We start from the raw sequence: 26,527 nt of genomic DNA, 5'->3' as shown, positions 1-26,527 counted from the left end.
ATCACGCAAAGCCCTTGGCGAGGGCAAACATCACACCGATCAGCAGCGCCGCCAGCAGGACACCAGCCGCCCAGGGCCAGAGCCCGTAAGCATCCATATCCGCCTTGCTGTCGCGTCCGATCATCTCACTCTCCTTGCCTTCTCGTTCAGTTGCTCAGAGTTTCGGGGAGCCACAGGGCGATCTGCGGGAACATCATCACCAGCACAAGGCCGATGATCTGCAGGCCTATGAACGGCAGAACCGAGATGAAGATCTCCTGCAGCGTGACGTCCTTGGGCGCCACCGATTTCAGCCAGAAGCAGGCCGGACCGAAGGGCGGCGACAGGAAGTATATCTGGATGTTCATGACGAAAAGGACGCCGAACCAGATCTTCGCCTGGTCCTCGGTGAGGCCCAGTTCCGGCGCAAGACTCATCACCACCGGCGCGAAGACAGGCACCGTGATGAAGACGATGGCGATCCATTCCATGAAAGTGCCGAGCACCACCAGGATCGCCATCATGACGAGGATGACGCCCATCGCCGGCAAACCGAGGTCGAGGAACAGCGACCGCATGAAGTCGCCACCGCCGACCAGATTGAAGATGCCGACGAACGAAATGGCACCGAGGATCAGCCAGATGATGGTGCCGACGGTGGCCATCGAGCCGACAAGCGCCGCCTGCAGGACCGGCCATTTCATCTCGTGGCGGACGGCCGCCACCACCATGGCGCCGATGCAGCCGACGGCCGCCGCCTCGGTTACGGAGGCGATGCCGCCGTAGATCGAGCCCATCACCGCGCCGATCAGTCCAATGCAGAGCATCACCGCGTTCATCCGCGCGCGCGACAGCTTGTTGGACTTGCCGGTCATGGCCTCGACCTCCTTGGCGGTCGGGGCCAGCTTCGGGTTGAGGTTCACGCGGAGCAGAACGTAGAGCGCATAGAAGACCGCCAGCATGACGCCCGGAACCGCGCCGGCCATGAAGAGATCGCCGATGCCGACCTCGGCCGAGAGGCCGTAGACGATCATGATGATCGACGGCGGTATCAGCGTCGCCAGGGCACCGGACGCGCAGATCAGGCCGATGGTGAGCTTGCGGTCGTAGCCGAGGCGAAACATCTGCGGCAGGGCGACCAGCCCCAGCATGACGATCTCGCCGCCCATAACGCCAGACATCGCAGCGAGAATGACCGCGACGACCACGGTCTGCACGGCGACTCCGCCGCGCAGGTTGCCGGCGAAAATCGACATGGCGTCGAAGAGATCCTCGGCGATGCCGGCGCGCTCCAGGATCGAGGCCATCAGCACGAAGAAGGGAATGGCCACCAGGGAGTAGTGGTCGAGCAGGCCGGCGGCGTTGGTGGACACCAGGTAGAGTCCGCGCGGCCCGAAGAAAGCCACTGCCATCAGCACCGAGACGATGAGGGTGACGATGCCGAGCGGCATGCCGGTCATCATCAGGAGCACCAGCAGCACCACCATGATCAGGGAAATGGTGCCGAGGTCGTAGGAGCGCGCATCGAGCGCCTGGCTGGGGTCGAGCGCCACGCCGATAGTCGAGAAGAAAGCCTGCACGGCGGCGAAGGGACTGTCGGCGCCGCCATAGTGTCCGAGCAGGCCGACGATGAAGTAGAAGACCATGAGGGCGCCGAGCGCCTTCACTGCACCGCGCAGGGCCGGCGAGGTGAACTGGCGGTGCAGGTTAACCGTCAGCTGCCCTAGGTAGAGGAAGCCGCCCACCACGAGCAGCGACTTCAGAAGCATCGGCATCGGCGAGTTGAAGGCGCTGCCGGTGCGCTCGACGTGGGTGAGCGCGGTATAGGCGCGGATCGTCGCATCGCTCAACAGCAGGAAGAGCGCGATAATGCCGACGATGTTTGCGAAAAGATCAAGCCACCAGCGTGTCCGATCCGAAACCAGGATGTGAAACACGGTGATGCCGATGTGACGCTGCTTTAGCGTGACGTAGCCGGATGAGATCATCCATGAAGCGGCACAGAGGACCATGACCACTTCAAATGCCCACTGGGTGGGCGCATTGAACACGTAGCGCGCGATCACTTCCCAGAGGGTGGCGCAGGCGGCGATCAGGTAGAGCACCGAGACGACAAGGCCGAAGAAGTGACTGATGTGATCTATAACGCCATAGCGCGACCGCGGCAGCGCGACGTCGTCATGCAACGGATCGTCAGACGCGATCTCGATGTCGGTGTCGGCGAGGGCTTGCGGAGAATTTGTCATCGCTGCGACCATTGCCGCCCGCCCAGACGGCGGATCGGCGGTGGGTGAAGAAGGCCCTTCGTGTTCGCGGGCGAGCCCGCTGAAGGCAAGAGGCTCAGGGGGGCAAGGCTCATACCGGCCCCGGCAACGCCGAGCGGCGCAGCCGGAGCCGGCGCGAGCCGTTGCTCAGAAATCCTGTCCCAGCAGGCCGAGTTGTTTCATGAACGCGATATGCGAGTCGTAGACTTGCTGAGCCATCTCCGAGGACGCGGCAAAGTCCTTCCATGCACCGACGGCGATTTCACGGAATTTGTCGCGCTCCTCCTGCGGCCAATCAATGATGGTGAGGTCGCCGGCCGCCTTGTCGCGAGCGACCAGCGCGCGATCTTCCATGTCGACGATGCGGCGCATATCGTTATAGGCGGCCAGGTACCAAGTCTCCAGCGAAGCCTGCTCGGCCGGGGTCATCTTGTCCCACGCGCTCTGCGACACGGTGAATTGGAGAATCGGTGTCGAGTGAATGCCGGGGAAGATCGGATACTTGGCCACTTTGTGTAGGCCGTTGGCGTCGTTGTTGGCATAGGCCGAATTGTCGGCCGCGTCGATGACGCCCTTCTCCAGCGCCGTGTAGACCTCCGAGCCGGGCAGCGATACCGGCGCGGCGCCGGCGCGCTTGAAGATCTCAGCGGCGAGACCCTCCGGCGAGCGCACCTTCACGCCCTTGAAGTCGGCGACGCCGCGGATCGGTACCTTGGCAACGAAGGCCTCGCGCGCGTAGGCGCCGCAACCCACGACCTTCACGCCCGGCTGAAACTTGTCGTAGAGCTTCTGCAGCATTTCCTTGCCGCCGCCGTCGGCGCAATAGGTCTGGATCTGATCGGCGCTGTCGTAGCCGGCGATGAGATCGCCCATCAGGGCAAAGGCGGGATCGCGGCCGGCGAAGTAGTTGATCGAGGTCAGATCGCCGTCGAGGATGCCCATGGAGACCGCCTCCGGCGTCTCGCGGTGCGGCACCACGGCCGTGATCGGCAGCAGTTCGATCTCCAGCGAGCCGCCAGTCATTTCCTTCAGCTTCGGGACCCATTTCTCGTTCAGAAAAGCCAGCGTGAAGTGGCTGGCGGTCGAACTGGTCTGCACCTTGAGGGTCCTTGCCTCGGCCGCGGCGCCAAGGCCGATGCTCACGGCCGTCGCGACGGCCAGAACTTTGGCGAATCCGGCGAATTTATTGAATTCCATAGCGCTTCCTCCCCTTGGAGCGTTCTTGTTTGGAGGCGGCTTCGCGGCAGCCTCGTTTGAGCGCTCAACTAGTATATTAGTTGACTAGTTGAATCAACGACATTCTTGCGCTATCTAGAGCCCAGGTTCCTGTTCGACCGTCTCGCGCAGAAAGCAGGCTGCTCACATGGCCTTTCCGAATTCGGAAGATCGCCTGGCACGGGCCGGGGGATTCCTCGCCAGCCGGACGGAGTCCGCGCCAGCGGCCCAGCGCATCTACGAGATCCTGCGCGGGCGTATCGTCAGCCTGGAATTGCCCCCAGGGGCCACACTGTCGCGCGTCGCCTTGGCCAAGGAGTTCGACGTGAGCCTGACGCCGATCCGCGAAGCCATGCAGCGCCTGGAGCAGGACGGTCTGATCCGGATCATCCCGCAGTCCAAGACCGTGGTGACGAAGATCGACGTTGCCCAACTTTACGAAGTGCACTTCCTGCGTGTTGCGGTGGAGGCCGAGGTGGCACGGCGGCTGGCAGAGGCACCCGATCCGGTGCTACTGAAAAAGGCGCGGGCGATCCTCACCATGCAGGAGACGCTGATAGACAATCTCGACGAGATCAGCCTTTTCAATGACCTGGACGAAGCGTTCCACCAGACGCTCTTTGCCGGTGTCGGCCAGATGAACCTGCATGCCATGCTGAAGGCCAAGGCCGGGCACCTTTCCCGCCTGCGACGACTGGATCTGCCGAAAGAGGGCAAGGTCCGCAAGATCATGCGGGGCCATTGGGCGGTTCTGGAAGCGATCGAGGCGGGCAATCCGCTGGCCGCCCAGGAGGCCATGCGCGACCATCTGGCCGGCTCCGTCAAGCGCATCGAAGAGATGCGGCGCGAATACCCAGACTACTTCAAAGCTGCCGCCTGAAGCGGCAAGCCTTCATCGCTTGCTCTCCTGCACACGCAGCGGCGCTGAAGCGGTGTCCGATACCTCTTCGGCCTGTGCCGGAAACTGGCCTCGCGTCCGGTTCGCAAAGGCGACCAGCGAAAGCATGACGGGGACCTCAACCAGGACGCCGACCACCGTGACCAGCGCCGCGCCGGAGTTGAGCCCGAAGAGGCCGATCGCCACGGCGACGGCCAATTCAAAGAAGTTGGACGTGCCGATGAGCGCGCAGGGCGCGGCGACGTTGTGCGGCACGCGCCACGCCCAGGCCGCGGCGTAGGCAATAGCGAAGATCCCATAGGACTGGATCAGCAGAGGGACGGCGATCAGCGCGATCAGCAGCGGCCGCTCCAGGATGATCTGGCCCTGGAAGCCGAACAGCAGCACCACGGTGGCCAGCAGGCCCAGGATCGAGAAAGGCTTCACCCCGGCCGTGAAGCGGCTGACCGCCGCCTCCCCGCCGGCACCGTTGGCATGCCGGACCAGCGCGGTCCGGGTCAGCGCCCCCGCCGCCAGCGGAATGACCACGTAGAGGACGACGGAGAGCAGCAGCGTTTGCCACGGCACCTGCAGGTCGGTAACGCCGAGCAGCAGGGCCACGATCGGCGCGAAGGCGAAGACCATGATGATGTCGTTCAAGGACACCTGCACCAGGGTGTAGTTGGCATCGCCGCGCGTCAACTGCGACCACACGAAGACCATCGCCGTGCAGGGCGCCGCGCCGAGGAGAATCAGGCCGGCGATGTACTGGCCGGCATCGGCCGGGTCGATCAGGTCCGCAAAGACATGCTCGAAGAACAGCACGCCGAGCGCCGCCATGGTGAAGGGCTTGATGAGCCAGTTCACCACCACCGTGATGACCAGGCCCTTGGGGCGCCGGTGGACGTTCTTCAGGCTGGCGAAATCGACTGCCACCATCATCGGGTAGACCATGGCCCAGATCAGCACCGCGACGACGAGGTTGACCGAGGCATACTCCCAGCTGGAGATGACCTGGAAAATGCCGGGGAAGAGATTACCCAGGACGATGCCGGCGACGATGCAGAGCGCCACCCACAAGGAGAGATAACGTTCAAAGGCGGACATGGGACTACTCCGGAAGGGCCGGCGCCGGCGCGGTTTCGATAAGCTGGAGAAAGACGCGCAGCGGCGCGACGGCCTCAGGATTTAGGGAGTAGCAGACCCGAGGCCGGGCGATCTCGCCGACGATCAGGCCCGCTTCCTTCAGGATGCGCAGGTGCTCCGAGGTGGTTGAGGCGGCGAGGCCGATCTCCTCGACAATATCGCAGCCGATGCAGCTGCGACGGCGCAGCAAGGTCTGCACCACCTTCACCCGGGCGGGATGCGCCAGGGCCTTGGCCAGTGTCGCGATCCGTTCGGGGTCAGCCCCCGCGGCGATCGTCGTGGATGCCGTCAAGGGATTGAGCGCCGCTCTTCCAGCCATAAGAGCCTCTTTTCGTTATTCGTCGAAATACGAATAACCGATTGGGCAGACGGCGGGCAAGAGCAATCTTGAAGGGCGGGACGGGCGAACCGAAGCAGGCTATTCCATCGCTTCGCAGCGGGCGATGTTGTCCTCGTGAACCTTCAGCATGTCGCGAAGGTCTTCGAGCAGCGCCCCGTCAGCGATCCGCCCGACCGCCTCGCGCAGTTTGCGCACCACCCAGCCTTGACCCCGATTCAGCAAGGCAATCCGCTCGGCGGACGACTCCAGGGCAAGCACCTTGCCGTAGAACGCACCGGTCTCGGCGCTGGGCGCACCTCCGAGACGGACGACATGGCGGGACAGCATGGCGCAGAAGCGCGCCTCGTCCATCGCCACATCGCGCAGGATCGACCGTTCCGGCGCCTCCGCGCACTGCCGGCCCATCTCGGCCACCGCGCGGGCACCCGCCCGCTCCGCTTCCACCAGCTTGTTCAGCAAGGTGATCACCTCTTCGGTGCTCATGTAGCCGAGATAGGTCGGATCGAGCTCGTGCAGGGCGCAAGGCGGGGAGGCATAACCACCTTCGGCAAGTGCGGGCCCTGCGGCCGCCGCCGCTGATGGGCCGGGGGACGGGCCTGTCGACAGCACGGCATCGGAATGGCTGGCGGCGCGGAGCGGTTGCCCGCGATAGCGGTAGCGGGTCACCCCGGCCTCGGTAACGATGGCATCGAGTGGAATGTCGTGCGGCTGAGGAAAGATCGTCGACAGCCGACCGCAGGCGTAGCCGATACCGATGGTCAGGGGACGCGGATCGAGCCCGGCCAGGGTGCGGTCGTAGTATCCACCGCCGTAGCCGAGGCGGTAGCCGGATCCATCGAAGCCGACCAGCGGCACCAGCAAGGCGGTCGGCCGCACGGGTTTGCGCTCGGCGGGAACGGGAATGTTCCAGATGCCGCGCTCCAGCTTGCTGCGCGGCTGCCAGGACCAGAATTCCAGCGGCTTTGCCTTCTCCACCACCACCGGCAAGGCCGCCTCGGCCCCCATGCCGATGAGGTCGCGCAAGAGGTGGCGCGGGTCGACTTCACCCTTGAAGGGCCAGTAGAACCCGATGCAAGCGTGGCGCAGTTCCGGAAAGTGCAGCGGCACCTGACCGCCGATCACCGGCCGCAGGAACAGCTTCTCGGAGCGGGGAATGGCCAGTCGCTGCGCCAGCAGTTCGCCCCGGGTCGACCGGCGCCAGTCGCGTACCTCGTTCCAGTCCTGCCCGTTTATCGCCGGCGTCATCCCTTGCCTCCGTTCCGGCTCGCCAGCCGCTCCAGGGTGGCGTGGGCCGCCGTGACGATCTGGGCCACCCGCCCGGCGGCGGGCACTACGCGATCGACGGCACCTGCCACTTGGCCCGCATAGAGCGCCAGCGCTTCGAGTTCGCCCGTCGTGGTCCGCAGGGGCGAGTCGGTGCTGAAACGATAGAGCGGCCGGCCATCGTCGCGCGCCACCTCCTCGCGTCGAAAGTCCTCTGGTTTGTAACCATGAAGGCGAGGGCCGAGGGAAGCGGTGACGCTGTTGGCGATCACCCGCACGGGCGAGGCCGGCGGCCAGTTGATCGCAAAGGCGTCGGTGTGCACCGTCTCGCCGGACCCTGCCGCGACCACGCGCTGCTTATGGTAGTCGTGGGCGAAAGATTCCTCGGTCGCCAGGAACGCCGTGCCGCAGTGGATTCCCTGCGCGCCCAACGCCAGCGCCGCGACCAGGCTCTCTCCGGAGGAAAAGCCACCGGAGGCGACCACCGGCAGCGAAACCGCCGCCACCACCTGCGGCAGCAGGACCAGCGAGGTAACGCCGCCGCGCACGTGGCCCCCGGCTTCGAAGCCCTGCGCGATGATCGCGTCGGCCCCGGCCGCTTCAGCCGCGCGCGCGTCTTCGACCGAGCCGACCTGGTACAGCACCCGGCAGCCGGCCGCCTTGGCCCGCGCCACCGCCCCGGCGTCGACGTCCCAGAAGAAACACAACGCGTGCACACCCTTATCGAAACAGACGGCAAGCTGTTCGGCGAAAAGGTCCGGATCGGTCGCGGCAGGGATGAGGTTCACCCCGAACGGCTTGTCCGTGCGTGCCCGCACCGCATCGATCTCGCGGGCGATGAGCTGTGGCGGCTCGCGCACCATGCCGAGGAATCCGTAGCCGCCGGCCCCGCATACAGCCGCCGCCAGTTCGGCGCGGGCGACGCCACCCATGCCGGCCTGCAGAACCGGGTAGCGGCAGCCGAGGAGACCGCACAGGGGCGTCGAAAGCACGCTGGGGTCAGTCACCCGGTCTCCTCCCTTTCCGAAAATCCCCGTGCTCGCAGCCGTGAGCGCTCGCCGCCCGGGCCGAGGCAAGTCAGGCTATTCAGCCGATTCAATTTTGACAAACGAGTGTTCATGGCCGTTAGTATCGATATTATCGATATTATTTTGATCTCTCGAACGGGAGCGTTTCGTGGACACGGAACTGGCGCGGACATTTCTCACGGTCGTGGCGGCGGGCAACTTCATCGGCGCGGCGGACCGGCTGCACGTCACCCAGTCGACCGTGAGTGCGCGGATCCGCGCCCTGGAAGACCACCTCGGCTGCACCCTCTTCGTCCGCAACAAGGGCGGCACCACCCTGACCCCCGCCGGGCGCCAATTCGAAAGGCACGCCTCGACCCTGGTGCGCACGGTGCAGCAGGCCCGCCACGACGTCGGCGTGCCGCGCGGCTTTCGCGCGTCGCTGACGGTCGGCGGCCGCTTCGGGCTGTGGGAGCAGTTGCTGCTGCACTGGCTGCCGGTCATGCGGGAAGCGGCCCCCGACGTGTCTGTCCGCGCCGAGATTGGCTTTGAGCCGGACCTGATGCTCGGCCTGGTCGAGGGGCGCATCGACATCGGCGTGATGTACACGCCGCAGAGCCGCCCGGGCCTCAAGGTTGAAATGCTGCTGGAGGAACGGCTGATCCTGGTTTCGACGGACCCCGCCGCCGTACCGGAGCCGGGGCCAGGATACGTCCTGATCGACTGGGGGCCGGAGTTCTATGCCCGGCACAGTGCCAGCTTTCCCAACTTCATCGGACCCGGGCTGACGGCCAACATCGGCTGGCTCGGCCTGCAGCATGTCACGGCGCAAGGCGGCTCCGGCTACTTCCCCGCCCGGCTGGTCCGCGAACACTTGGATTCCGGCCGGCTCACCCACCTGAAAGCAGCGCCGTCCTTCTCGCTGCCAGCCTATGCCGTGTATCCGGCCGACCTGGATCCCACGATTCTCGACCCCGCGCTCGGCGCCATGCGCAGGCTCGCCGCTGCCGCTCAGGAGTATACTTGACGCCGATTGCGGGGCGGGCCTTGCTATGTCGTCACCGAAGCGTGCATCAATTGCCAGTACATGGACTGCGTTGAAGTCTGCCCGGTGGACTGCTTCTACGAGGACGACAACATGCTGGTGATCCATCCCGACGAGTGCATCGACTGCGGCGTGTGCGAACCGGAGTGCCCGCCGGAGGCCATCGTGCCGGATACCGACCCGCAGGCCGAGACCTGGCTGGAGTTGAACCGCGACTACTCCGACAACAAGTGGCCGAACATTACCCGCAAGGGCGAGCCGCCGGCCGACGCCGAGGAACACCGCGACGAGGCCGACAAGTACAACAAGTACTTCTTCGACAAGCCCGGCAGCGCAGGCGGCAGTGACTGAGCGTCTGCAAGCCTCGCCTAACCCGCCTGATCGAGTTCGGCGAGAACGGCGGCGGTATCGTGCGCCGGAGTATCGCCGATCTCGGCGATCTTGGCATCGAGCTTCGCAAGCATGTCGCGCAGAACATTAGCCTTCGCGGGGTCGCGGAACACGTTGACGAGTTCCAGCGGGTCGGCCACGCAGTCGAACAGTTCCCACTCCGGCGGCTCGTCGCCCTGCCGCGCCCCCGGCTGGTCCAGGGCTTCGTTGTACCAGTAGATCAGCTTATGGCCCTGGTCGCGGATGCCATAATGCGCGAAAGCGTTGTGGATCGCGTCCTTGTGCATCCAGTAACGGTGGTAGGCGACCTGCGGCCAGTCCCTGGGAACCCGCCCCTCGAGCACTGGGCGCAGGCTGCGCCCTTGCATGTAGGACGGCACCGCGAGCCCGGCATAATCCAGAAAGGTCGGTGCGAAGTCGACGTTCGTTGCAATGGCGTCCACGACGCCCGGGCCGAAACCCGCCGGATAGCGGATCAGGAATGGCATCTGGAGGGATTCCTCGTAGATGAACCGCTTGTCGAACCAGCCGTGCTCGCCAAGAAAGAAACCCTGGTCCGAGGTATAGATGACGATGGTATCTTCCGCGATGCCGTCTTCTTCGAGCCAGTCGAGCAGGCGGCCGACGTTCTCGTCGATCCCGATGACCGTGCGCAGATAGCGCTTGATATAGCGCTGGTACTTGAAGTGATCGAGTTCGTGCTTTGAGCCGAAGGTGAAGCGCTCGCCGGAATTGCGGTCGAACAGCACCAGGTCCGTCGGGTCTTCCGGTACCTTTGCACGCTCCGGCCATCCCATTTCCTCGCTCCAGGCCTGCGCCAGCCCTTCCGGCCAGGCAAGTCCGAGGTCGTCGTAGTTCATGTCGACGCGCACGCGCATCTTAGCCGCTGCGGCCGCGCGAGCACGGTTCTTATAATCGTCATCGAAGCTCTCGGGCACGGGAATGCTCTTGTCCTCGAAGAGGCGGGCATGCCGCGGCGCCGGAGAGAAGGGGCGATGCGGTGCTTTGTGATGGCACATAAGGAAGAACGGGCGGTCGCGATCGCGGGCGCCGAGCCATTCGAGGCAATGGTCGGTGATCAGGTCGGTCGCGTAGCCGCGGTAGTAATTCAGTCCCTCCGGCCCGATCATCTCCGGGTCGAAATAGGCACCCTGATCGGGCAGCACGCGCCAGGCATCAAAGCCGGTCGGGCAGTGCCGCGGGCCCTCGCCGAGATGCCACTTGCCGAACATGGCGGTGGCGTAGCCGCCGGCCTGGAGGCTCTTGGCGACATTAGGCCAGCGGTTGTCGAGCAGGGTCACCAGCGTCGTGACCCCGTTCACGTGATTGTAGGTGCCGGTCAGGATGCTGGCCCGGCTCGGCGTACAGATCGAGTTTGTGACGTAGCAGTGATCGAGACGCTTGCCACCCTCGGCGATGCGATCGATGTTCGGCGTCTGAAGCAGGCGCGGATTGTACGCGCTGATCGCCTTGGCGGCATGGTCATCGGCCATGATGAAGAGGATGTTGGGTCGTCGGTTCAACGCCTGCTCTCCTGTTCGCTGTCGGCTCTCGGCGCCTGCGAGGATCGCGCGGCGGCCGTTTCTCGGCCCGCCTGTTGTGCCGTGCCGGCACTGTACCCACCCTGGCCCGCAGCCGGAGAGGCATTTTTCGGCATCGCCGCGCGGGGCGTTGCTGCCCCTACCCGCCTGCTCTAGTGTGGCAATTCAACGCCTTGGCCATAGGATGGTTGCGGAGATGGTAACGACTGATCAAGACCTTCCTGCGTGGTCGTCGCAGTTGATTGCCTTGCACCGGCGGCCACCGATGCCGCGATAGCCGGTACCCAAATGAGCGATTCGATCGAAACGCTGCTCCAAAGCATGAGCCTGACCGAAAAGATCGGCCAGTTGAATCACCCCAATGCCCACACCGACGTGACCACCGGCGCCGGCGAGGCCGTGGTCGACATCGAAACGCGGATTCGCCGCGGCGAGGTGGGCAGTCTCGCGGGCGGCGCGGAACTGCCGCGGCTCGCCGAATTGCAGCGCATCGCCGTCGAGGAGTCGCCGCGAGGGATTCCGCTGCTGTTCACCTTCGACGTGGTCCACGGTCACCGCACGATCTTTCCACTGCCGCTGGGCCTTGCCTGTGCCTGGGATCCGGAGTTGGTCCGCCGGACCGCACGGATCGCCGCCGCGGAGGCCGCCGCCGAAGGTATTGCGGTCGCCTGGGCACCGATGCTGGACGTCGCGCGCGATGCCCGTTGGGGGCGCTGCGCCGAGAGCCCGGGCGAAGACCCGCTGCTCGCGTCCGTCTTCGGCCTGGCGATGATCGAGGGGTATCAAGGCAAGGATCTGACTCGGCCGGATACGGTCCTGGCGACCGCCAAGCACTTTGCCGGCTATGGCCTGTCGGAGGCGGGCCGCGACTACAACGCCGTCGACGCCAGCCCCTACCGTCTGCACAACGTCGTGCTGCCGCCGTTCAAGGCGGCGGTCGACGCCGGAGTCGGTGCCGTCATGGTCGGCTTCCACGATCTGGCCGGCATCCCCTGCACGGCGCATCGCGAGTTGCTGCGCGACCTGCTGCGCGGCCAATGGGGCTTCGATGGCCTCATCGTCTCCGACTACACCGCGATCCTGGAACTGGTGCACCACGGCGTCGCCGCCGACACCAGAGAAGCCGCCTACCTGGCCTTTTCGGCGGGGGTCGACATCGACCTGGTGAGCGGTCTTTATCTGCGCCATCTGCCCGAACTGGTCGCCGAAGGGCGCATCGCCGAGGCCGAGATCGACGTGGCCTGCCGCCGCGTGCTGCGGGCAAAACAACAGCTCGGTCTCTTCGAGGTACCTTATCGCGGCATTGGGGAAGCGGCGCGTTCACCGGCCGGCCTTTCTGCCGAACACCGTGACCTTGCACGGGAGGCGGCCGCCCAGTCCTGCGTCCTGCTGAAAAATGACGGCACCCTGCCGCTGGCGCGCAACGGCACGACCCTCGCCCTGGTCGGCCCGCTGGCCGACAGCCGGGCAAACATGCAAGGGACCTGGGCACCGGCGGCCCGGCCGGAAGACAGCATCACCCTGCTGGAGGGCGTTCAGGCTGTCGCCGGCGAAGGCTGCCGCATCCTTCACGCCGCCGGCGCCAACATCGTCGACGACCCGGACCTTGCCGCACGCCTCAACGTCTTCAACGAAACCTTCACCATCGATGCCCGCCCGCCCGCCGAGCTCATCGCGGAGGCTGTCGCGCTCGCCCGCCAGGCCGACGTGGTCGTGGCCTGTGTCGGCGAAGCGAAGGAGCATGCCGGAGAATCGTCGACACGCTCCGAGATCGGGCTGCCCGGCAACCAGGCCCAACTGTTGCGGGCCCTAAAGGAAACCGGCAAGCCGCTGGTGCTGGTGACCATGAGCGGGCGTCCCCTGGCGCTGGAATGGGAAGATCGGCACGCGAACGCGATCCTGCATGCCTGGTTCGGCGGCAGCGAAACCGGCAACGCGGTGGCCAGCGTGCTCTTCGGCGACGTCAATCCCTCCGGCAAGCTCGCCATGAGCTTTCCCCGCAACACCGGGCAGTGTCCGATCAGCTATGCCGAAGCGCCGACCGGCCGGCCGATCGAGAAGATCGGCATCGACGTTCGCGGCGATCACGAGGTCGACGAGAAAGGCCGTCACGTGTTCCGCAAGTTCACCACCGCCTGCCGGCTCGAGGGGCCGCACACACCGCTCTATCCCTTCGGGCACGGACTCGGCTACAGCGCCTTCGTGTACGGCGCGCTGGAACTCGACAAGACCGCTCTGCGCGGCGAGGACGACACGCTCGAAGCCAGCATTACGCTGCGCAACACGGGTGCCGTCGCTGGCGAAGAGATCGTCCAGCTCTACATCGGCGATCCGGTCGCCAGCCGCTCGCGCCCGCTGCGCGAACTGAAGGGCTTCCGGAAGGTCGCGCTGCAGCCGGGCGAGGAGCAGCGAGTGAGCTTCACGGTCTGCGTTGACGAGCTGAAATTTTACCGCGCCGATCGTCTGGCCGCGCCGGAACGGGTCTGGGAGCCGGGGGGTTTCATCATCGAGATCGGCCCGAACTCGGATGACCTTGCCACCGCCACCATCGATTGGGAGGCGGACGCATGAGAGAGTCCTCTCGCCGAGGCACCAGCGGCCAACTCTCCGACAACGACCTGCTCGACCTCGTGCAGCGACAGACGCTGACGTACTTCTGGGATTTCGCGCACCCCGTGAGCGGGCTGGCGCGCGAGCGCAGCAACCAGCCTTACTGGTATGACTATCGCGAAACGGTCACCAGCGGCGGCAGCGGCTTCGGCATCATGGTGCTGCTGGTGGGAATCGAGCGCGGGTTCCTGCCGCGCGCGGAGGTTCTGGACCGCCTTGAAAAGATCGTTGCCTTCCTTGGCAAGGCCGAGACGCACCACGGCGTCTTCCCCCACTTTCTGCATGGTGGGACCGGTGCCACGATGCCCTTCACCGAGAAGGACGACGGCGGCGATATCGTCGAGACGGCGTTCCTGATGGCGGGGCTGCTCTCTGCGCGGCAGTACTTTGCCGAACCCTCGCCCCAGGAAAAAAGCCTGCGTGAGGCAATTGACCGGCTATGGCACGCGGTGGAATGGAACTGGCACACCCAAGGCGGCCGCGAAGTGCTGTACTGGCACTGGAGCCCGCGCCACGGCTGGGCGATGAATCACGCCATAACCGGCTGGAACGAATGCCTCATCACCTATGTGCTGGGCGCCGCCTCGCCGACGCATCCGATCGCGCCGGCGGCCTACCACAACGGCTGGACCAACAGCCCGGTCTTCCGAAACGGCCGGACCTACTATGACATCGAGTTGCCGCTCGGGCCCCCGTACGGCGGGCCGCTGTTTTTCTCGCATTATTCATTCCTGGGGTTGGACCCGAAGGGATTGCGCGACCGCTACGCCGACTACTGGGCCCAGAACGTCGCCCACACGCGCATCAACCGCGCGCATTGCATCGCCAACCCGAACGGCCATGAAGGCTATGGGCCGGATTGCTGGGGGCTCACCGCCTGTGACGGCGACGCCGGCTACGGTGCTTTCAATCCCGAGGAGGATCGCGGCGTGATCGCCCCCACGGCAGCCCTCTCGGCCATGCCCTACACGCCGCAGGAATCGATGGCGGCATTGCGCTATTTCTACGAGGAGCTTGGCGCCGAAATCTGGGGCCCACATGGCTTTCGCGACGCCTTCAATCCATCGCGGCGCTGGGTCGCCGACAGCAATCTCGCGATCGACCAGGGCCCCATCGTGGTGATGATCGAGAATCACCGTTCCGGGCTGCTGTGGGATCTCTTCATGAGCTGCCCCGAGGTGCAGAGCGGCCTCAGGCGTCTCGGCTTCGAAAGCCCGCGCCTGGCGGCTGCGGAGGCTTAGCCCGCCGAGACCGCGGCGCGCAGGCGGGCGGCGCTGACGAAAGCCGCATAGCTCCACGTCAGGTGGCGCGCCGAGGTCTGCTCGCCGGTTACGCGGTCGACCTGTTCCGAGAGCGCACCGTCCGCAGGTGTGAGCGCACGCACCGTCGCCATGAAGCCGTCGCCGCGCTTCAACAGCGCTTGGCGATCCTGCCCCGGACAGGCCGCCTGTCGATAGCAGAGCGCGGCCGCCGCAAGCGTCGTCGGATACCAGGCGCCGCCGCCGAAGTATCGATCCTGACGTGAGCGTCCCAGCGCCGGGCCCCGCTCCCGGGGTAGATCGCGGTTGATCGCGAACTCGCGCGCGAAGAGACGCTCGATCGCCGCCTGCGTGGCCTGGACTCTCGGGTCCAGAACGCTGTGCGGGCCCTCCGGCAGGTCCGCATCGAGCACGGCCAGCAGCTGCGCCGCGTCGATCAAGTCATCGGCCGACTCTCCCGGCATGTCACGGATGGCCAGGTAGACTCCGTACCGCTGCGACCAGTGCCGCTCCAGCCCGGCGCGCAGCCGCTCCTCCGCCACGCCCCACTTATCCCCCCCCGTATCGCCCACCGTATCGCCGGCCCAGGCGCGGCCGTGCACAACTGCGCCAAGCTGCACCAGCGCCACGTAGTAGTGATGGGCGTTCTGCCCGGCCTCCTCCCACGGTCCGATGCAGCGCCGGTCCGCATGGCGCAGCGTGAAATCCAGGTCCAGGCGGAGCAGGCGCTGCAAATCGTCGCTCGCGTCTCCGCCGGCCGCGAGATAGCGCAAGCAGGCAAGCGCGCGCAGTGCCGGGCCGTCGTACTGCGGCCGCGACCAGCGCAGGAAGTCGATGGTGGCGTCGGCATTAAAGCGGGGCTCGCCCAGCAACTTCTCACCGGCGAGCTTGCTCAGCTCGACGTCCGGACGCAGGAACTTGCGGTAGTCCCTTCTGGTCGCCTCACGATGGCGACTTGACCCGACAAAGGCCGCGCCATCCAGGGTGCACAGGCTCAGGCTGAAACGCACGAAGTTCTCAAAGTGCCGCCGCCAGCGATCGCGTTCGGCGCCTGACGAGTCCTGCATCAATTCCGCCACGCTGCGCATGACGATCGCCGAGTCGCGCACCCAGTGGAAAAAATAGTCGGGCTCCGGATCCCAGTCGGCGATCACCGGCGAGGCCAGCACCGATCCAGGCGCCGGCACCACGACCTGCCCGAAGGCCTCGCGGTGCCGCACCAGCTGCGTGGCCGAGATCGCCCGCTCCGTGGCCGCGATACTGAGGCGACCCTGGTGGGCGACCCAGGAGTCGAGGTCGGCAATGTACGTCATAGTTGAAATTGATGGCGTCGAGATGAATGAAAATGGTTAACAATCACGGGTAGCAGGAGCCGATAGATGTGCTGCCTAAAGAAGCCTTCGGCCCGCATTGCGCTGCGCCGAGCCTGCACCCATTTCGTCGCTTTTTCCCCTGAAAACTCCGAATTCTTTGTGACTCTCACCACAGCGCGGCGCCAACAGCAGGCGTTGACTCACGCAGGTCAAATTTTGGACACAGTTTTAACACACATTAACGAATCGGTAACCGGTGGTGGTGGAGAATGCATGTCGAGGATCAGGCAATTCCCTCCGGAGTCAGAGGGCTCGGATGCTCCTACAGCGTCGATCCAAATGGATTCAACTCTAGCACAACGGCAGGATTACTTAGTGGCCCTAGGCAAGAGCGTCTTGAAAAGCTGGCGTACAAACCGCGTCCTGGACAGCGACGACGTCGACCTGCATCCCCTGCCATCGGTCGAGCCGTCGCCCGCTGCAGCTAAGAGAAAGCTCTCGTCCGACGGCGCGCCGGCCGCCGCGAACGACGAAAACGACGCAAGCTTATCCCAAGGCGCCGCCGCGAGCCTGCCGGGCGAATATCAGCCCCCTGCGATCGACTATGAGGGAAAGAGTGCCGTTGCCGAGAGTTGGGCGCTGCTGCGCACGATGTGGGGTTCGCGCTACCGCGTTAAAATCGCTCTGCTGACGGCGGGGATTGTCGCGGTACTGGTCGGCAACATGTTCGGCCAGATCAAGCTCAACGAATGGCATGGGGCATTCTTCGACGCGCTGGAGCAGCAGAACCTGGGTGCCTTTGGGGCTCAGCTGCTGATTTTCCTGGCCATCGTCGCGGGACTGCTGGCCCTGGTCGTCGGACAGACTTGGATGCAGGAGATGCTGAAGGTCCGCCTGCGGCAGTGGATGACCCATCACCTCCTCGACGAATGGCTTGTGGGCGGGCGCGCCTATCGCCTGGGGCTCGCCGGACAGATCGGCGTCAACCCCGACCAGCGCATCGAGGAAGATACACGCAAACTCACCGAGCTTTCCACCATCCTCGGGGTCGGCCTGCTGCAGGCCGGCATGCTGCTCGTTACCTTCGTCAGTATCCTCTGGGTGCTTTCCGAGGATGTCGTCTTCGTGGTCGACGCCGGCAGCTTTTCCATTCCGGGATACATGGTCTGGTGCGCCATCCTATACGCCCTGATCGGTTCTTACCTGACCTGGCGGGTCGGGGTTCCGCTGATCTCTCTGAACGCCCAGCGCTACGCTCGGGAAGCCGATCTCCGGTTTGCCCTGGTCAGGGTCAGCGAGAGCGCCGAAAGCATCGCTTTGTTCGGCGGCGAGCGGGACGAGCGGCGCCAGCTGGAAGGCAATCTGGATCGAGTCATCCTGTCGATGCAGCAGCTGTCCGGAAAACTGGCGCGGCTTACCTGGATCACCTCGGGCTATGGCTGGATCGCCATCGTGGTGCCGATCGTGGTCGCTTCGCCTGGCTATTTCAGCGGCGGGCTGTCGCTGGGCGGCATGATGATGGTGGTCGGCGCCTTCAACCAGGTGCAGACGTCGCTGCGCTGGTTCGTCGAACGCTTTCCGGAGATCGCCGACTGGCGCGCGACGCTGCAGCGCGTAAGCGCCTTTAAGGCCGCCGTCGCGAAGCTGGAGCAGATCGACGGCAATATCGACAGCATCCAACTGGTGCAGGACCCCGACGGAAAGCTCGGATTTGAGAACGTCAGCGTGCTGCTGTCCGACGGCAGGGTGGTCATCGCCGAAGCGACCGTGGAGATCGGCCACGGCGAGCGTGTCCTCATCGTCGGCGAATCCGGCGCGGGCAAGAGCACGCTGTTCCGTGCGGTCGCCGGCCTCTGGCGCTGGGGCGGCGGCACGATCCGACTGCCCGATCCTGAAGCCATGATGTTCATGCCGCAGCGGCCATATCTGCCGCTCGGCACGATGCGCGCTGCGATCACCTACCCGGACTCTCCCGATAGCTTCAGCACCGAGGAGGTGGAAGCCGTCGTCAAGCGGATCGGCCTGTCGGAGTTCATCCAGGCCCTCGATGTCCAGGCACGGCTGGACAAGAGCCTGTCGCTTGGACAGCAGCAGCTGATCGGATTCGCGCGCCTGCTGCTGCACAAGCCGAAGTGGGTATTTCTGGACGAGGCCACCTCGGCACTGGACGAAGTCAGTCAGCGCCGGGTGATGTCGATCTTCGACGACGAGTTGGAGGGCGCGACGGTGCTGAGCATCGGCCATCGTCCCGGACTGGAAGCCTTTCACACGCGGACCCTGCACCTGGTGCGCACGCCCGCTGGGGCCATGCTGCACCACAACCGGTTGCAGGATGAGGAAGAGAGCGAGCAGTGGCGGTCCGCGATAATGCAGGAGCTGCCAAGCTCGTTGTTCCCACAACCCAAACCGGCTGGTTGATGACCTTCCTGCAAGAAGGGCGCTACCGAAAATGACAGCACCGGGTCAAAAGCGGCGGTTCGACACGGCGCGGCATAGCAGCCGCTTCGGGCAGGCAAGCGGATGTCCCGACCGGACGTTCACCGCAGAGCGCTGACACCCTTGATAGGGTCTCACGCGTCGGCGCGGCTTCCTTTGATACCCATCGGCCAGTGAAGTGCGCGCCCTACGACCGTAAGTTCGCGCCACGACCGCCCCGCGCCTGCGCAGCCCAGGTCGTCGAGCGAAGACCCGCTCCGCCATCTGCACGGAGCTGGGATCTAGAGTCGGAACGAATCGGGGAAATAAGAAAATCACTGCAGGAAAAAGTGGAAACCACTTATCTTCCTGGGCTAATTTTATTTTAATTTTCAGGGAGTTATGGTGCGCCCGAGAAGATTCGAACTCCTAACCTTCTGATCCGTAGTCAGATGCTCTATCCAGTTGAGCTACGGGCGCACAGCAAAGCGTGTAGTTACGCTGCAGCGGCCTCGGGCCGCCGCGAAGAGGCCGGACATTACTCGAAGCCTTCGCGGCTTGCAAGCGCTTCGCGAAACGCCAAAAAACGCCGGATTCCGGGCGGAATCCGGGGCTCTGGGCGCGCCGGAGGCCGGGGAAATGGCACTTGTTTGGCTAGAATCCATCCTCTACTATCTCGCAATCGTTCGAGGGGGGACGGGACAGCAAGACTCTGTAAAGACTTACATGGTTAATCTGTAGGCCGAATCCAGTATTGCTGACCCGGAAATCTGTACGGAAATCTCTATGTCGAGCAGACACTTGTTGCCTTTTCGCCGGACCGCTGTCGTCATCGGCGCGCTGTTGTTTGCTGCCGGCTGTACGACGCCGCAGCAGGACCAAGCGCCCGCCGCCGGCAATCAGCCCGCGCCTCAGGTTGAGAATTCCGCGGCCACTCGAACGGCCGCCGCGGAAGCCACCCCGGCCGCGGCAGCCCCGGCTATCAGCCCGCCGGAGATCCTCGGAACAACCGTCTTCGAGCCGCCGACGGTCAGCTCCATGCGGCCGACCGGCACCGTCGTCGGGCAGAAGATCGAATCGCTGCGCGACGATCTGCTGCGCCTGCAGCAGCAACTCGCCGACGAAAACAACCAGCTGCAGAGCCTGCGCATCTCCGCGCGCCAGTTCGCCGGCAACTATCACTCCCTGAAGGCCGCGATGAACGCCCGCCTGCAGGTCGGCACCACCCCCGGCAACCCGGAGCTGGTCGCCCAGTGGAACCAGGCACAGTCGGAGTTGCAGCAGGTCGGAGCCTCGATTGCCGCGCTGAACACCTTGGCCAGCCAGGTCTCGGGCACCGCCTCGCTGTCGGCCTTCCTGCTCGAATCGACCAGCACGACCTTTGAACTGCGCGGCGCCGTCGAAGAGGATCACCGCCAGCTCGCCGTGCTGGAGGACGAAGTCAACAAGACCGTGGTGGTGATCGACCGCCTGCTCAACGAGCTGACCGACGACATCGCCCGCACCCAGAACTACTTCGCCAACGAGCGCCTGAATCTGACCGCCATGCAGGTCGCCATCGACAACGGCGAATACATCGGCGGCAGCCTTGCCAACCGTGCCTATGGCGTGCCCGCTCCCGCCCCGGCCGGCGGTGCCGTCAGCCAGGTGGGTTCCCGCCAGCCCCTGGCAGTGATCCGTTTCCACCGCGACAACGTGCAGTATGAGCAGGCGCTGTTCACCGTGGTCGGCGCCGCTCTGGAGCGCCGCCCCAACGCCGCGTTCGACATCGTCGCGGTGGCCCCGGCCGGCAGCGACTCGGCCCGCGTCGCCCTGGACACCAACCGCTCGCGCCGCAATGCCGAAAACGTGCTGCGGACCCTGACGAACATGGGCCTGCCGGCCGATCGCATGACGCTGTCGGCGACCTCCAGCCCGTCGGTACAGGTCAACGAAGTCCACATCTACGTGCGCTGACGCCACAGGCCTCCGAGTGAAGGTTCAACGGGCCGGCTTCCTGATGGAAGCCGGCCCGATGCTTTTCGGGACTGGCCACGGCGGCGGATCGCCCTAGTTCCCTCTCCAGGGCCCACAACAGGTCCGGGCCCTCAATGGAAAGCGCCCTGGAGCCCCGCATGACCCGCTTCGCCCGCCTCTGTTTCGTTCTCACGCTGCTTGCCGCGGCACCGGCGGCAGGGGGCGCCCAGGCCCAGAACATCGAGGCCCCCTCTCCGGCGGCGCGGCAGGCCATTCTCGGCACCATCAAAGCCCAGCTGGACGCCTTCCAGCGCAACGACGGCGCAGCTGCCTTCTCCTACGCTACGCCGGCGCTGCGACAGCTGTTCGGCACGCCAGAGAACTTCATGGCCATGGTCCGCGGCGGCTATCAGCCAGTCTACCGCCCCCGTTCAGTTGAGTTCCTCGACGCCCGCATCATCGAGGGCCGTATCGGCCAGGCGGTGCGCTTCGTCGGACCGGACGGCCGCGCCGTAATCGCACTCTACACCATGGAGCAGCAACCAGACGGCAGCTGGCGGATCGCCGCGGTGCACCTGGTCCCCAGTGACGAGCTGTCCAGCTGATTTCCCCAAAAACCTCTTAGACTGGATCGATCAGTTCCGCTTTAATCGCCGCTTCGCCCCTTGCCGTGGCGGCGCGGCGACCGAGAAAGCCGCGGCGGCGCGGCGATCGACAATAAAGGACCAAGAGCGGCCGCCATGCTTACCGTCGAACAGAAAACCTTTCCGGTCTCCTGGGACCAACTGCATCGCGATTCCCGCGCGCTGGCTTGGCGCCTGGTGGAGATGGGACCCTTCAAGGGGATCGCCGCGATCACCCGCGGCGGCCTGGTCCCCGCCGCGGTCATCGCCCGCGAGCTGGACGTCCGCCTGATCGACACGATCTGCATCGTCAGCTACCGCGACGACCATTCCCAGGGCGAGATGGAAGTGTTGAAACCGATATCCCATGACAGCGAGGGCTGGCTGCTGATCGACGACCTGGTCGATACCGGCAAGACAGCGCGCAAAGTCCGCGAACTGATGCCCAAGGCCCACTTCGCCACGGTCTACGCCAAGCCGGCCGGCCGGCCGCTGGTCGATTCCTTCGTCACCGAGGTCAGCCAGGACACCTGGATCCTATTTCCTTGGGATACGGCGCTCCAATCGGTGCCGCCGATCATCCAGACGCCGCGCCCCTGAGAGCGCCACTTACCGACATGGATAGGTGGAGTGAGCGGAGCGCCGGCGACCTTCAGAAGCCGCCGGCGATGTCCTCGAGCGCTTCGCGCTGCGCCAGCTTAACCTGATGATTGGGCAGCAACTGGATGACACCGTCCTGCTTCAGCTGGGTAAAGCTACGGCTGACCGTTTCCGTCGTCAGGCCCAGGTAGTCGCCGATATCGGTTCGGCTCATCGGCACCATCACCGGATCGTCCGCCTGGCCGCGCTGACGCGCACGCTTGGACAGCATGAGCAGGAAGGACGCGATCTTTTCCCGCGCCGTCTTGCGCCCCAGCAGCAGCATCTGCTCCTGCGCGGCGACCAGCTCGTTGCTGGCGATATTCAACAGGCGCTGCTCGATCTTGGGCATGCGTTGCATCAGGTTCTCCAGCTTGCTGCGCGGGAAGCGACACAGCAGGCAGGGCGTCACCGCCTCGGCGCTGAAGGCATAGGTCTCCTGCCTGGCGAGGCCGACGAAGTCGCCGGGGAACAGGAAACCCGTCACCTGGCGCCTGCCATCAGGCAGCAGTTTATAGACCTTCACGGTGCCTGAGGTGACGTTGTAGACGTTGCCGGCTTCCTCGCCTTCGTCGAACAGCGGCTCGCCGGAGGTCAGCTCCACCGAAGTCATGATCGCCGAGACCTGGGCAAGCTCCTGGTTGTCGAGCGGCGCGCAGATGGTCATGCCCCGCACGGTGCAGGCGGCGCAGGGCGACGCCTCGGTCCGCTCACGCGGCACCGCCGGCGATAGTTTGCTCACGCGGTCGAAATCGAACACTCTCATTGCCGAGAACTCCAGGGGACCACTGCCCTATCCCATCGCTTCATCGAAGTGATCCTGCTTCCCAACGCCCCGAAATTCCGCCGCTGACTTGACCTGCCTGCCCATCTGGGCCTCGCCGGTCCGAGCCCGGCTGTTTTGACGTGGATCAACGACATGGGCGCCCCGCCGACGCCACTGTTGCAATCGGAAAAATGCAACTTGTGCGCTGCACACGCCGTCACGAGGTTACTCTTCTGGTGCGAAAACTCAATGTCAGTCTATTGTCGCCGCAGGAGGTGGATCACGCTTTTCCGCTGATTCGGACAGTATGCCCCGCCGTCGATCTGGAAGCATGGCGGCGCTTTGCCGCACAGCGCCTCGCCCTCGGCTCAACGTCTGGGACTGGAATCCTAATCGTCCGCAACGAGCAGGCGTGCATCGTGGGCATCGCCACCTTTCAGCTGTCCTATGACCTGCTGCATGGACCGATTCTCTACGCGGACCACTTTTGCGCGCTCGACTTCGTCGACCAGGACAATGTCGCCCGCACGCTGGAGGGCGGCATCGAAAAGATCGCCCGCCGCCACAACTGCACGGCGGTCCACACCACCATCGCCTCCTCCGGCAGTCCGCGCGAAGATGGCTGGTTGTGCGCCATCATGCACGAACGTGGCCACCGCATCGAAGGTCTGCATCTCTGCAAGCTGATCCCCAGTTGCGCCTAATCGCGCCCCGCTGACCCCGCGTGCGCCTTGCTGCCTAACACTGCACAATTCTAGCCCTGGTCAAGCCGCAGCCCAGGGTTGATCATAGCGTTCGGCATCTTGGCGACTCACGACGCGGGAGAAAGAACGCATGACACGTCGGCTTTGCAGCTTCATCGCCTCACTTCAAGGACATCTCGCCGCCGTCGCCGTCCTCGCGCTGCCGCTGGTGGCCGGCTGTGCGCCGGTCGAGCCGGGCGACAGTCCGCCGCGCCAGATGGTCGCGGCCGCCAATCCGCTGGCCGCCGAGGCCGGCATGGCGATGCTGCGCCAGGGTGGCTCGGCCGTCGACGCGGCCATCGCCACCGCATTGGTGCTGGGCCTCGTCGAGCCGCAGTCCTCCGGCATCGGCGGCGGCGCCTTCCTGCTGCACTACGATGCCGATGACCGCGACGTTGTGGCCTACGACGGCCGCGAGACCGCGCCCGGCAGCGCCGACGAGGGCCTGTTCCTAAAGGCCGATGGCGAGCCCATGGCATTCTGGGACGCCGTGGTGGGCGGCCGCTCGGTCGGCGCGCCCGGTCTGCTGCGCATGCTGGAGCTGGCGCACCGCGACCACGGCAAGCTGCCCTGGCCGGCCCTCTTTCAGCCGGCGATCCGCCTGGCGGAGCAGGGCTTCGCCGTGTCGCCGCGGCTCCACGAATTGATCGCCGGCGACCAGTATCTGAAGCGCTATCCGGCAACCGCCGCGTACTTCCACGATGCCGCCGGCAACCCGCTGCCGGTCGGCACGCTGCTGAAGAACCAGGCTTATGCCGACACCTTGAAGGCCGTTGCCGCCGGCGGTGCCGATGCCTTTTATAGGGGACCGGTGGCCGTCGACATCGTCGAAGCAGTGCGCAGCGCCACGGATAACCCCGGACTCCTAAGCTACACCGACCTGCGCGGCTATCAGGCGAAGCGGCGCACGCCCGTCTGCCTGCCATACCGGATATGGGTCGTCTGCGGCATGCCGCCGCCGACCTCCGGGGGTGTTGCCGTGCTGCAGATCCTGAAGCTGCTGGAACCCTTCGACCTCGCGGCCTTGCAACCGGCCTCCCCTCAGGCGATCCACCTGGTGGCCGAAGCCAGCCGTCTCGCCTTTGCCGACCGCAACCGCTTTCTCGCCGACAGCGACTTCGTCGATGTACCGGTCGGCGCCCTGCTCGACCCCGCATACCTCGCCAGCCGCTCTGCCCTCATCGACCCAGCGGCCAGCATGGGCGAGGCGAGCCCGGGCCTGCTGAGCCAGCACGCGATGGCGCCGTTCCAGCTGAACCCACCCTCCACCTCGCACCTCTCGGTGGTCGATGCGGAGGGCAACGCGGTCTCCATGACCGCCTCCGTCGAGAGCGCTTTCGGCGCGCGGCTCATGGCGCGCGGCTTCATCCTCAACAACGAACTGACCGATTTCTCCTTCCGCCCTGCGGCCGACGGCCTGGCGGTCGCCAACCGCGTGCAGCCGGGCAAGCGGCCACGCAGTTCCATGTCGCCGACCTTGGTGCTGGATCGCGACGGGCGCTTCGTCATGGCGATCGGTTCGCCGGGCGGCAGCCGCATCATCGGCTACACCGCCAAGGCGGTGATCGCCGCGCTCGACTGGAACCTCTCCATGCAGCAGGCCGTGGCGCTGCCAAACTTCGTGAACCGCAACGGCGCCACCGACCTGGAGGAAGGCACTTCCGTCGTCGACGCCAAGGCGGCGCTGGAGGCCCTGGGCCATGAGGTGAATGTGATCGGCATGACCAGCGGCTTGCACGGCATCCGCCGCTTGAGCGGGAATGGGGGAGCCGGCCTCGAAGGCGGCGCCGATCCCCGACGCGAAGGCGTCGCCTTGGGAGAATAGGGCGCGAAGGCGTTGCACTCGGCGAATAGCCGCCGTCACCGCCGCGCCGTCTAGTCCTTGCAGTCGGGAAGCAGCGGGCTAGACTGCGCGGCAATGAAGCAGAGAGCCCCTGCGGCGGTCTTCGACCTGCCAACCATCACCCTGAAGCCGCATGGCGTGAAGCGCCTCGGCCACGGCCACCCCTGGGTCTATTCCAACGAGGTGGAGATGGACGACGCCGCCAAGGCGGTGCCGCCGGGCGGCCTGGTGCGCCTCTGCAACCCACAGGGTCGCTATCAGGCGACGGCTTTCTTCAACCGCCACCCGCTGATCGCCGCACGAGTGCTGAGCCGCGACGAGACGGTCGCCATCGACACGGACTTCCTGGCCCGGCGCCTCGCCCGCGCGCTGGCAATCCGCGAGAAGCTGATCGGCGTGCCCTACTACCGCCTGGTTCACGCCGAGGCGGACGGCCTGCCCGGGGTCATCATCGACCGCTTCGGCGACGCCCTGACGCTGCAGGTGAACACCGCTGGAATGGAGATGCTGACGCAGCAGCTGCTCGACGCGCTGAACCAGGTGGTCGCACCCAAGACCATCGTGCTGCGCAACGACAACATCGTGCGCAAGCTGGAGCAGCTTGAAGAAAAGGTCGAGGTGGTGCAGGGACACCTCGATGGCCCGGTGCCGCTGGAGGAGAACGGGGTGCGCTTCTTCGCCGACTTGGAAGGCGGCCAGAAGACCGGCTGGTTCTATGACCAGCGAGACAACCGCGCCTGGGCGGCAATGCTTTCCGGCGCGCTGCGCGTGCTCGACTGCTATGCCTTTGCCGGCGGCTTCACCGTGCAGGCGGCGCTGGCCGGTGCCACCGAGGTGGTCTCCATCGACCGCTCGCAAGGCGCCCTCGATCTCGCCCAGCAGGCCGCCGAGACCAACGGCGTGGCCGACCGCTGCCATTTCGTCAAGGCCGAGGTGTTTCAGGAACTGCAGCGCCAGGCCGAGGCCGGCGAACAATACGGACTGGTCATCGTCGACCCGCCCGCCTTCGTGAAATCCAAGAAGGACCTGGCACAGGGCCTCAAGGGATACCGTAAGATGGTGCGCCTCGCCGCGCCCCTGGTAGCGGAAGGCGGTTATCTGCTGGCAGCCTCCTGCTCGCACCACGCCGACGTCGAAAGCTTCGCCGAACAGGTGAAGCGCGGCCTTATGGATGCCGGACGCGAAGGCCGCATCCTGCGCACCTCCGGCGCCGCGCCGGACCACCCGGTGCACCCGGCCCTGCCGGAAAGCGCTTATCTTAAAGCGCAGATCCTGGCGCTGGATTGAATGACG

22 protein-coding genes and 1 tRNA gene are annotated in these 26,527 nt (G+C 65.4%); 12 read left to right on the top strand and 11 right to left on the bottom strand.

The annotated features are described in order from the left end of the window. Position 1: 1 nt before the first annotated feature. The 3 genes from WDC82_RS07835 to WDC82_RS07825 form a co-directional block, all read right to left on the bottom strand. The gene (locus tag WDC82_RS07835; protein ID WP_340116694.1) at positions 2 to 124 is read right to left on the bottom strand and encodes a hypothetical protein; all 123 of its coding nucleotides are present in this window, start codon (positions 122 to 124) and stop codon (positions 2 to 4) included. Between the two features lie 22 nt (positions 125 to 146). After that, entirely contained in the window at positions 147 to 2,225 is a 2,079-nt protein-coding gene (locus WDC82_RS07830; RefSeq protein ID WP_340116693.1) for a TRAP transporter large permease subunit, read from the bottom strand. Positions 2,226 to 2,390: 165 nt separating this feature from the next. After that, entirely contained in the window at positions 2,391 to 3,440 is a 1,050-nt protein-coding gene (locus tag WDC82_RS07825) for a TRAP transporter substrate-binding protein (RefSeq protein WP_340116692.1), read from the bottom strand. Positions 3,441 to 3,606: 166 nt separating this feature from the next. Here WDC82_RS07825 and WDC82_RS07820 point away from each other — a divergent pair, with 166 nt between their 5' ends. After that, the gene (locus WDC82_RS07820) at positions 3,607 to 4,338 is read left to right on the top strand and encodes a GntR family transcriptional regulator (RefSeq protein WP_340116691.1); all 732 of its coding nucleotides are present in this window, start codon (positions 3,607 to 3,609) and stop codon (positions 4,336 to 4,338) included. A gap of 12 nt (positions 4,339 to 4,350) precedes the next feature. On the opposite strand, the gene arsB is transcribed toward WDC82_RS07820, so the two are convergent. The 4 genes from arsB to WDC82_RS07800 form a co-directional block, all read right to left on the bottom strand. Next, a complete protein-coding gene (arsB, locus tag WDC82_RS07815; protein ID WP_340116690.1) occupies positions 4,351 to 5,442 on the bottom strand; it encodes an ACR3 family arsenite efflux transporter in 1,092 nt (363 codons plus the stop codon). Between the two features lie 4 nt (positions 5,443 to 5,446). Beyond that, positions 5,447 to 5,800, bottom strand: a complete 354-nt coding sequence (locus WDC82_RS07810; RefSeq protein ID WP_340116689.1) for a metalloregulator ArsR/SmtB family transcription factor — start codon at positions 5,798 to 5,800, stop codon at positions 5,447 to 5,449. 99 nt (positions 5,801 to 5,899) lie between these two features. Further along, positions 5,900 to 7,066: a 5-formyltetrahydrofolate cyclo-ligase gene (locus WDC82_RS07805; RefSeq protein ID WP_340116688.1), complete on the bottom strand. Its 1,167-nt coding sequence runs from the start codon at positions 7,064 to 7,066 to the stop codon at positions 5,900 to 5,902. Further along, positions 7,063 to 8,091: a nitronate monooxygenase gene (locus WDC82_RS07800; RefSeq protein WP_340116687.1), complete on the bottom strand. Its 1,029-nt coding sequence runs from the start codon at positions 8,089 to 8,091 to the stop codon at positions 7,063 to 7,065. The genes WDC82_RS07805 and WDC82_RS07800 overlap by 4 nt, the downstream gene beginning before the upstream one ends. A gap of 169 nt (positions 8,092 to 8,260) precedes the next feature. Between WDC82_RS07800 and WDC82_RS07795 the strand changes: the two genes are divergently transcribed. Beyond that, positions 8,261 to 9,118 (top strand): LysR family transcriptional regulator, encoded by an 858-nt coding sequence (locus tag WDC82_RS07795; RefSeq protein WP_340116686.1) that lies wholly within the window; start codon positions 8,261 to 8,263, stop codon positions 9,116 to 9,118. Between the two features lie 6 nt (positions 9,119 to 9,124). Next, on the top strand, positions 9,125 to 9,487 hold the full coding sequence (fdxA, locus tag WDC82_RS07790; RefSeq protein ID WP_340116685.1) for a ferredoxin FdxA: 363 nt from the start codon (positions 9,125 to 9,127) through the stop codon (positions 9,485 to 9,487). A gap of 17 nt (positions 9,488 to 9,504) precedes the next feature. Here the strand turns inward: fdxA and WDC82_RS07785 are convergent, their stop codons facing one another. Then, positions 9,505 to 11,049: a sulfatase gene (locus WDC82_RS07785; protein ID WP_340116684.1), complete on the bottom strand. Its 1,545-nt coding sequence runs from the start codon at positions 11,047 to 11,049 to the stop codon at positions 9,505 to 9,507. 243 nt (positions 11,050 to 11,292) lie between these two features. Here WDC82_RS07785 and bglX point away from each other — a divergent pair, with 243 nt between their 5' ends. Both bglX and WDC82_RS07775 read left to right on the top strand, forming a co-directional pair. Further along, on the top strand, positions 11,293 to 13,638 hold the full coding sequence (gene bglX / locus WDC82_RS07780; RefSeq protein ID WP_340116683.1) for a beta-glucosidase BglX: 2,346 nt from the start codon (positions 11,293 to 11,295) through the stop codon (positions 13,636 to 13,638). Next, positions 13,635 to 14,918: a glucoamylase family protein gene (locus tag WDC82_RS07775; protein WP_340116682.1), complete on the top strand. Its 1,284-nt coding sequence runs from the start codon at positions 13,635 to 13,637 to the stop codon at positions 14,916 to 14,918. Before bglX ends, WDC82_RS07775 begins: the two co-directional genes overlap by 4 nt. Here WDC82_RS07775 and WDC82_RS07770 read toward each other — a convergent pair. Continuing rightward, positions 14,915 to 16,249 carry a glycoside hydrolase family 15 protein gene (locus tag WDC82_RS07770; RefSeq protein ID WP_340116681.1) on the bottom strand — a complete coding sequence of 445 codons (1,335 nt, stop codon included), beginning with the start codon at positions 16,247 to 16,249 and terminating at the stop codon, positions 14,915 to 14,917. The two genes, WDC82_RS07775 and WDC82_RS07770, sit on opposite strands and share 4 nt — an antisense overlap. Positions 16,250 to 16,645: 396 nt before the next feature. Between WDC82_RS07770 and WDC82_RS07765 the strand changes: the two genes are divergently transcribed. Continuing rightward, positions 16,646 to 18,667: an ABC transporter ATP-binding protein/permease gene (locus WDC82_RS07765; protein ID WP_340116680.1), complete on the top strand. Its 2,022-nt coding sequence runs from the start codon at positions 16,646 to 16,648 to the stop codon at positions 18,665 to 18,667. Between the two features lie 400 nt (positions 18,668 to 19,067). Here WDC82_RS07765 and WDC82_RS07760 read toward each other — a convergent pair. After that, positions 19,068 to 19,144 (bottom strand) — tRNA-Arg (locus tag WDC82_RS07760). Between the two features lie 306 nt (positions 19,145 to 19,450). Here WDC82_RS07760 and WDC82_RS07755 point away from each other — a divergent pair. From WDC82_RS07755 to gpt, 3 genes are all read left to right on the top strand, one after another. After that, positions 19,451 to 20,620, top strand: coding sequence for a hypothetical protein (locus WDC82_RS07755; RefSeq protein WP_340116679.1), 1,170 nt, complete (start codon positions 19,451 to 19,453; stop codon positions 20,618 to 20,620). Between the two features lie 158 nt (positions 20,621 to 20,778). Continuing rightward, positions 20,779 to 21,225: a DUF4864 domain-containing protein gene (locus tag WDC82_RS07750; protein ID WP_340116678.1), complete on the top strand. Its 447-nt coding sequence runs from the start codon at positions 20,779 to 20,781 to the stop codon at positions 21,223 to 21,225. Positions 21,226 to 21,360: 135 nt separating this feature from the next. Then, positions 21,361 to 21,843 (top strand): xanthine phosphoribosyltransferase, encoded by a 483-nt coding sequence (gpt, locus tag WDC82_RS07745; protein WP_340116677.1) that lies wholly within the window; start codon positions 21,361 to 21,363, stop codon positions 21,841 to 21,843. A 52-nt stretch (positions 21,844 to 21,895) separates the two neighbouring features. Here the strand turns inward: gpt and WDC82_RS07740 are convergent, their stop codons facing one another. Then, complete coding sequence (locus WDC82_RS07740) at positions 21,896 to 22,648, bottom strand: cyclic nucleotide-binding domain-containing protein (protein WP_340116676.1); 753 nt, start codon at positions 22,646 to 22,648, stop codon at positions 21,896 to 21,898. Between the two features lie 419 nt (positions 22,649 to 23,067). Between WDC82_RS07740 and WDC82_RS07735 the strand changes: the two genes are divergently transcribed. The 3 genes from WDC82_RS07735 to WDC82_RS07725 all read left to right on the top strand — a co-directional run bounded on the left by WDC82_RS07735 (position 23,068) and on the right by WDC82_RS07725 (position 26,521). Continuing rightward, positions 23,068 to 23,352 carry a hypothetical protein gene (locus WDC82_RS07735; protein WP_340116675.1) on the top strand — a complete coding sequence of 95 codons (285 nt, stop codon included), beginning with the start codon at positions 23,068 to 23,070 and terminating at the stop codon, positions 23,350 to 23,352. Between the two features lie 130 nt (positions 23,353 to 23,482). Then, positions 23,483 to 25,216 (top strand): gamma-glutamyltransferase, encoded by a 1,734-nt coding sequence (gene ggt, locus WDC82_RS07730; RefSeq protein WP_340116674.1) that lies wholly within the window; start codon positions 23,483 to 23,485, stop codon positions 25,214 to 25,216. A 93-nt stretch (positions 25,217 to 25,309) separates the two neighbouring features. Continuing rightward, a complete protein-coding gene (locus WDC82_RS07725) occupies positions 25,310 to 26,521 on the top strand; it encodes a class I SAM-dependent rRNA methyltransferase (RefSeq protein WP_340116673.1) in 1,212 nt (403 codons plus the stop codon). Positions 26,522 to 26,527: the final 6 nt, after the last annotated feature.

It is taken from the genome of Pelagibius sp. 7325 (genome assembly GCF_037652055.1).
In the GTDB taxonomy this organism is placed as follows: domain Bacteria; phylum Pseudomonadota; class Alphaproteobacteria; order Kiloniellales; family Kiloniellaceae; genus Pelagibius.
Note: the sequence above shows the minus strand (reverse complement) of the source record. Positions and strands in the feature narration are given on the sequence as shown.

Excerpts from the sequence above, each read along its gene's own strand:
- WDC82_RS07835 (WP_340116694.1), bottom strand. The coding sequence starts at position 124 with ATGATCGGACGCGACAGCAAGGCGGATATGGATGCTTACGGGCTCTGG.
- WDC82_RS07830 (WP_340116693.1), bottom strand. The coding sequence starts at position 2,225 with ATGACAAATTCTCCGCAAGCCCTCGCCGACACCGACATCGAGATCGCG.
- WDC82_RS07825 (WP_340116692.1), bottom strand. The coding sequence starts at position 3,440 with ATGGAATTCAATAAATTCGCCGGATTCGCCAAAGTTCTGGCCGTCGCG.
- WDC82_RS07820 (WP_340116691.1), top strand. The coding sequence starts at position 3,607 with ATGGCCTTTCCGAATTCGGAAGATCGCCTGGCACGGGCCGGGGGATTC.
- arsB (WP_340116690.1), bottom strand. The coding sequence starts at position 5,442 with ATGTCCGCCTTTGAACGTTATCTCTCCTTGTGGGTGGCGCTCTGCATC.
- WDC82_RS07810 (WP_340116689.1), bottom strand. The coding sequence starts at position 5,800 with ATGGCTGGAAGAGCGGCGCTCAATCCCTTGACGGCATCCACGACGATC.
- WDC82_RS07805 (WP_340116688.1), bottom strand. The coding sequence starts at position 7,066 with ATGACGCCGGCGATAAACGGGCAGGACTGGAACGAGGTACGCGACTGG.
- WDC82_RS07775 (WP_340116682.1), top strand. The coding sequence starts at position 13,635 with ATGAGAGAGTCCTCTCGCCGAGGCACCAGCGGCCAACTCTCCGACAAC.
- WDC82_RS07770 (WP_340116681.1), bottom strand. The coding sequence starts at position 16,249 with ATGACGTACATTGCCGACCTCGACTCCTGGGTCGCCCACCAGGGTCGC.
- WDC82_RS07755 (WP_340116679.1), top strand. The coding sequence starts at position 19,451 with ATGTCGAGCAGACACTTGTTGCCTTTTCGCCGGACCGCTGTCGTCATC.
- WDC82_RS07750 (WP_340116678.1), top strand. The coding sequence starts at position 20,779 with ATGACCCGCTTCGCCCGCCTCTGTTTCGTTCTCACGCTGCTTGCCGCG.
- gpt (WP_340116677.1), top strand. The coding sequence starts at position 21,361 with ATGCTTACCGTCGAACAGAAAACCTTTCCGGTCTCCTGGGACCAACTG.
- WDC82_RS07740 (WP_340116676.1), bottom strand. The coding sequence starts at position 22,648 with ATGAGAGTGTTCGATTTCGACCGCGTGAGCAAACTATCGCCGGCGGTG.
- ggt (WP_340116674.1), top strand. The coding sequence starts at position 23,483 with ATGACACGTCGGCTTTGCAGCTTCATCGCCTCACTTCAAGGACATCTC.
- WDC82_RS07725 (WP_340116673.1), top strand. The coding sequence starts at position 25,310 with ATGAAGCAGAGAGCCCCTGCGGCGGTCTTCGACCTGCCAACCATCACC.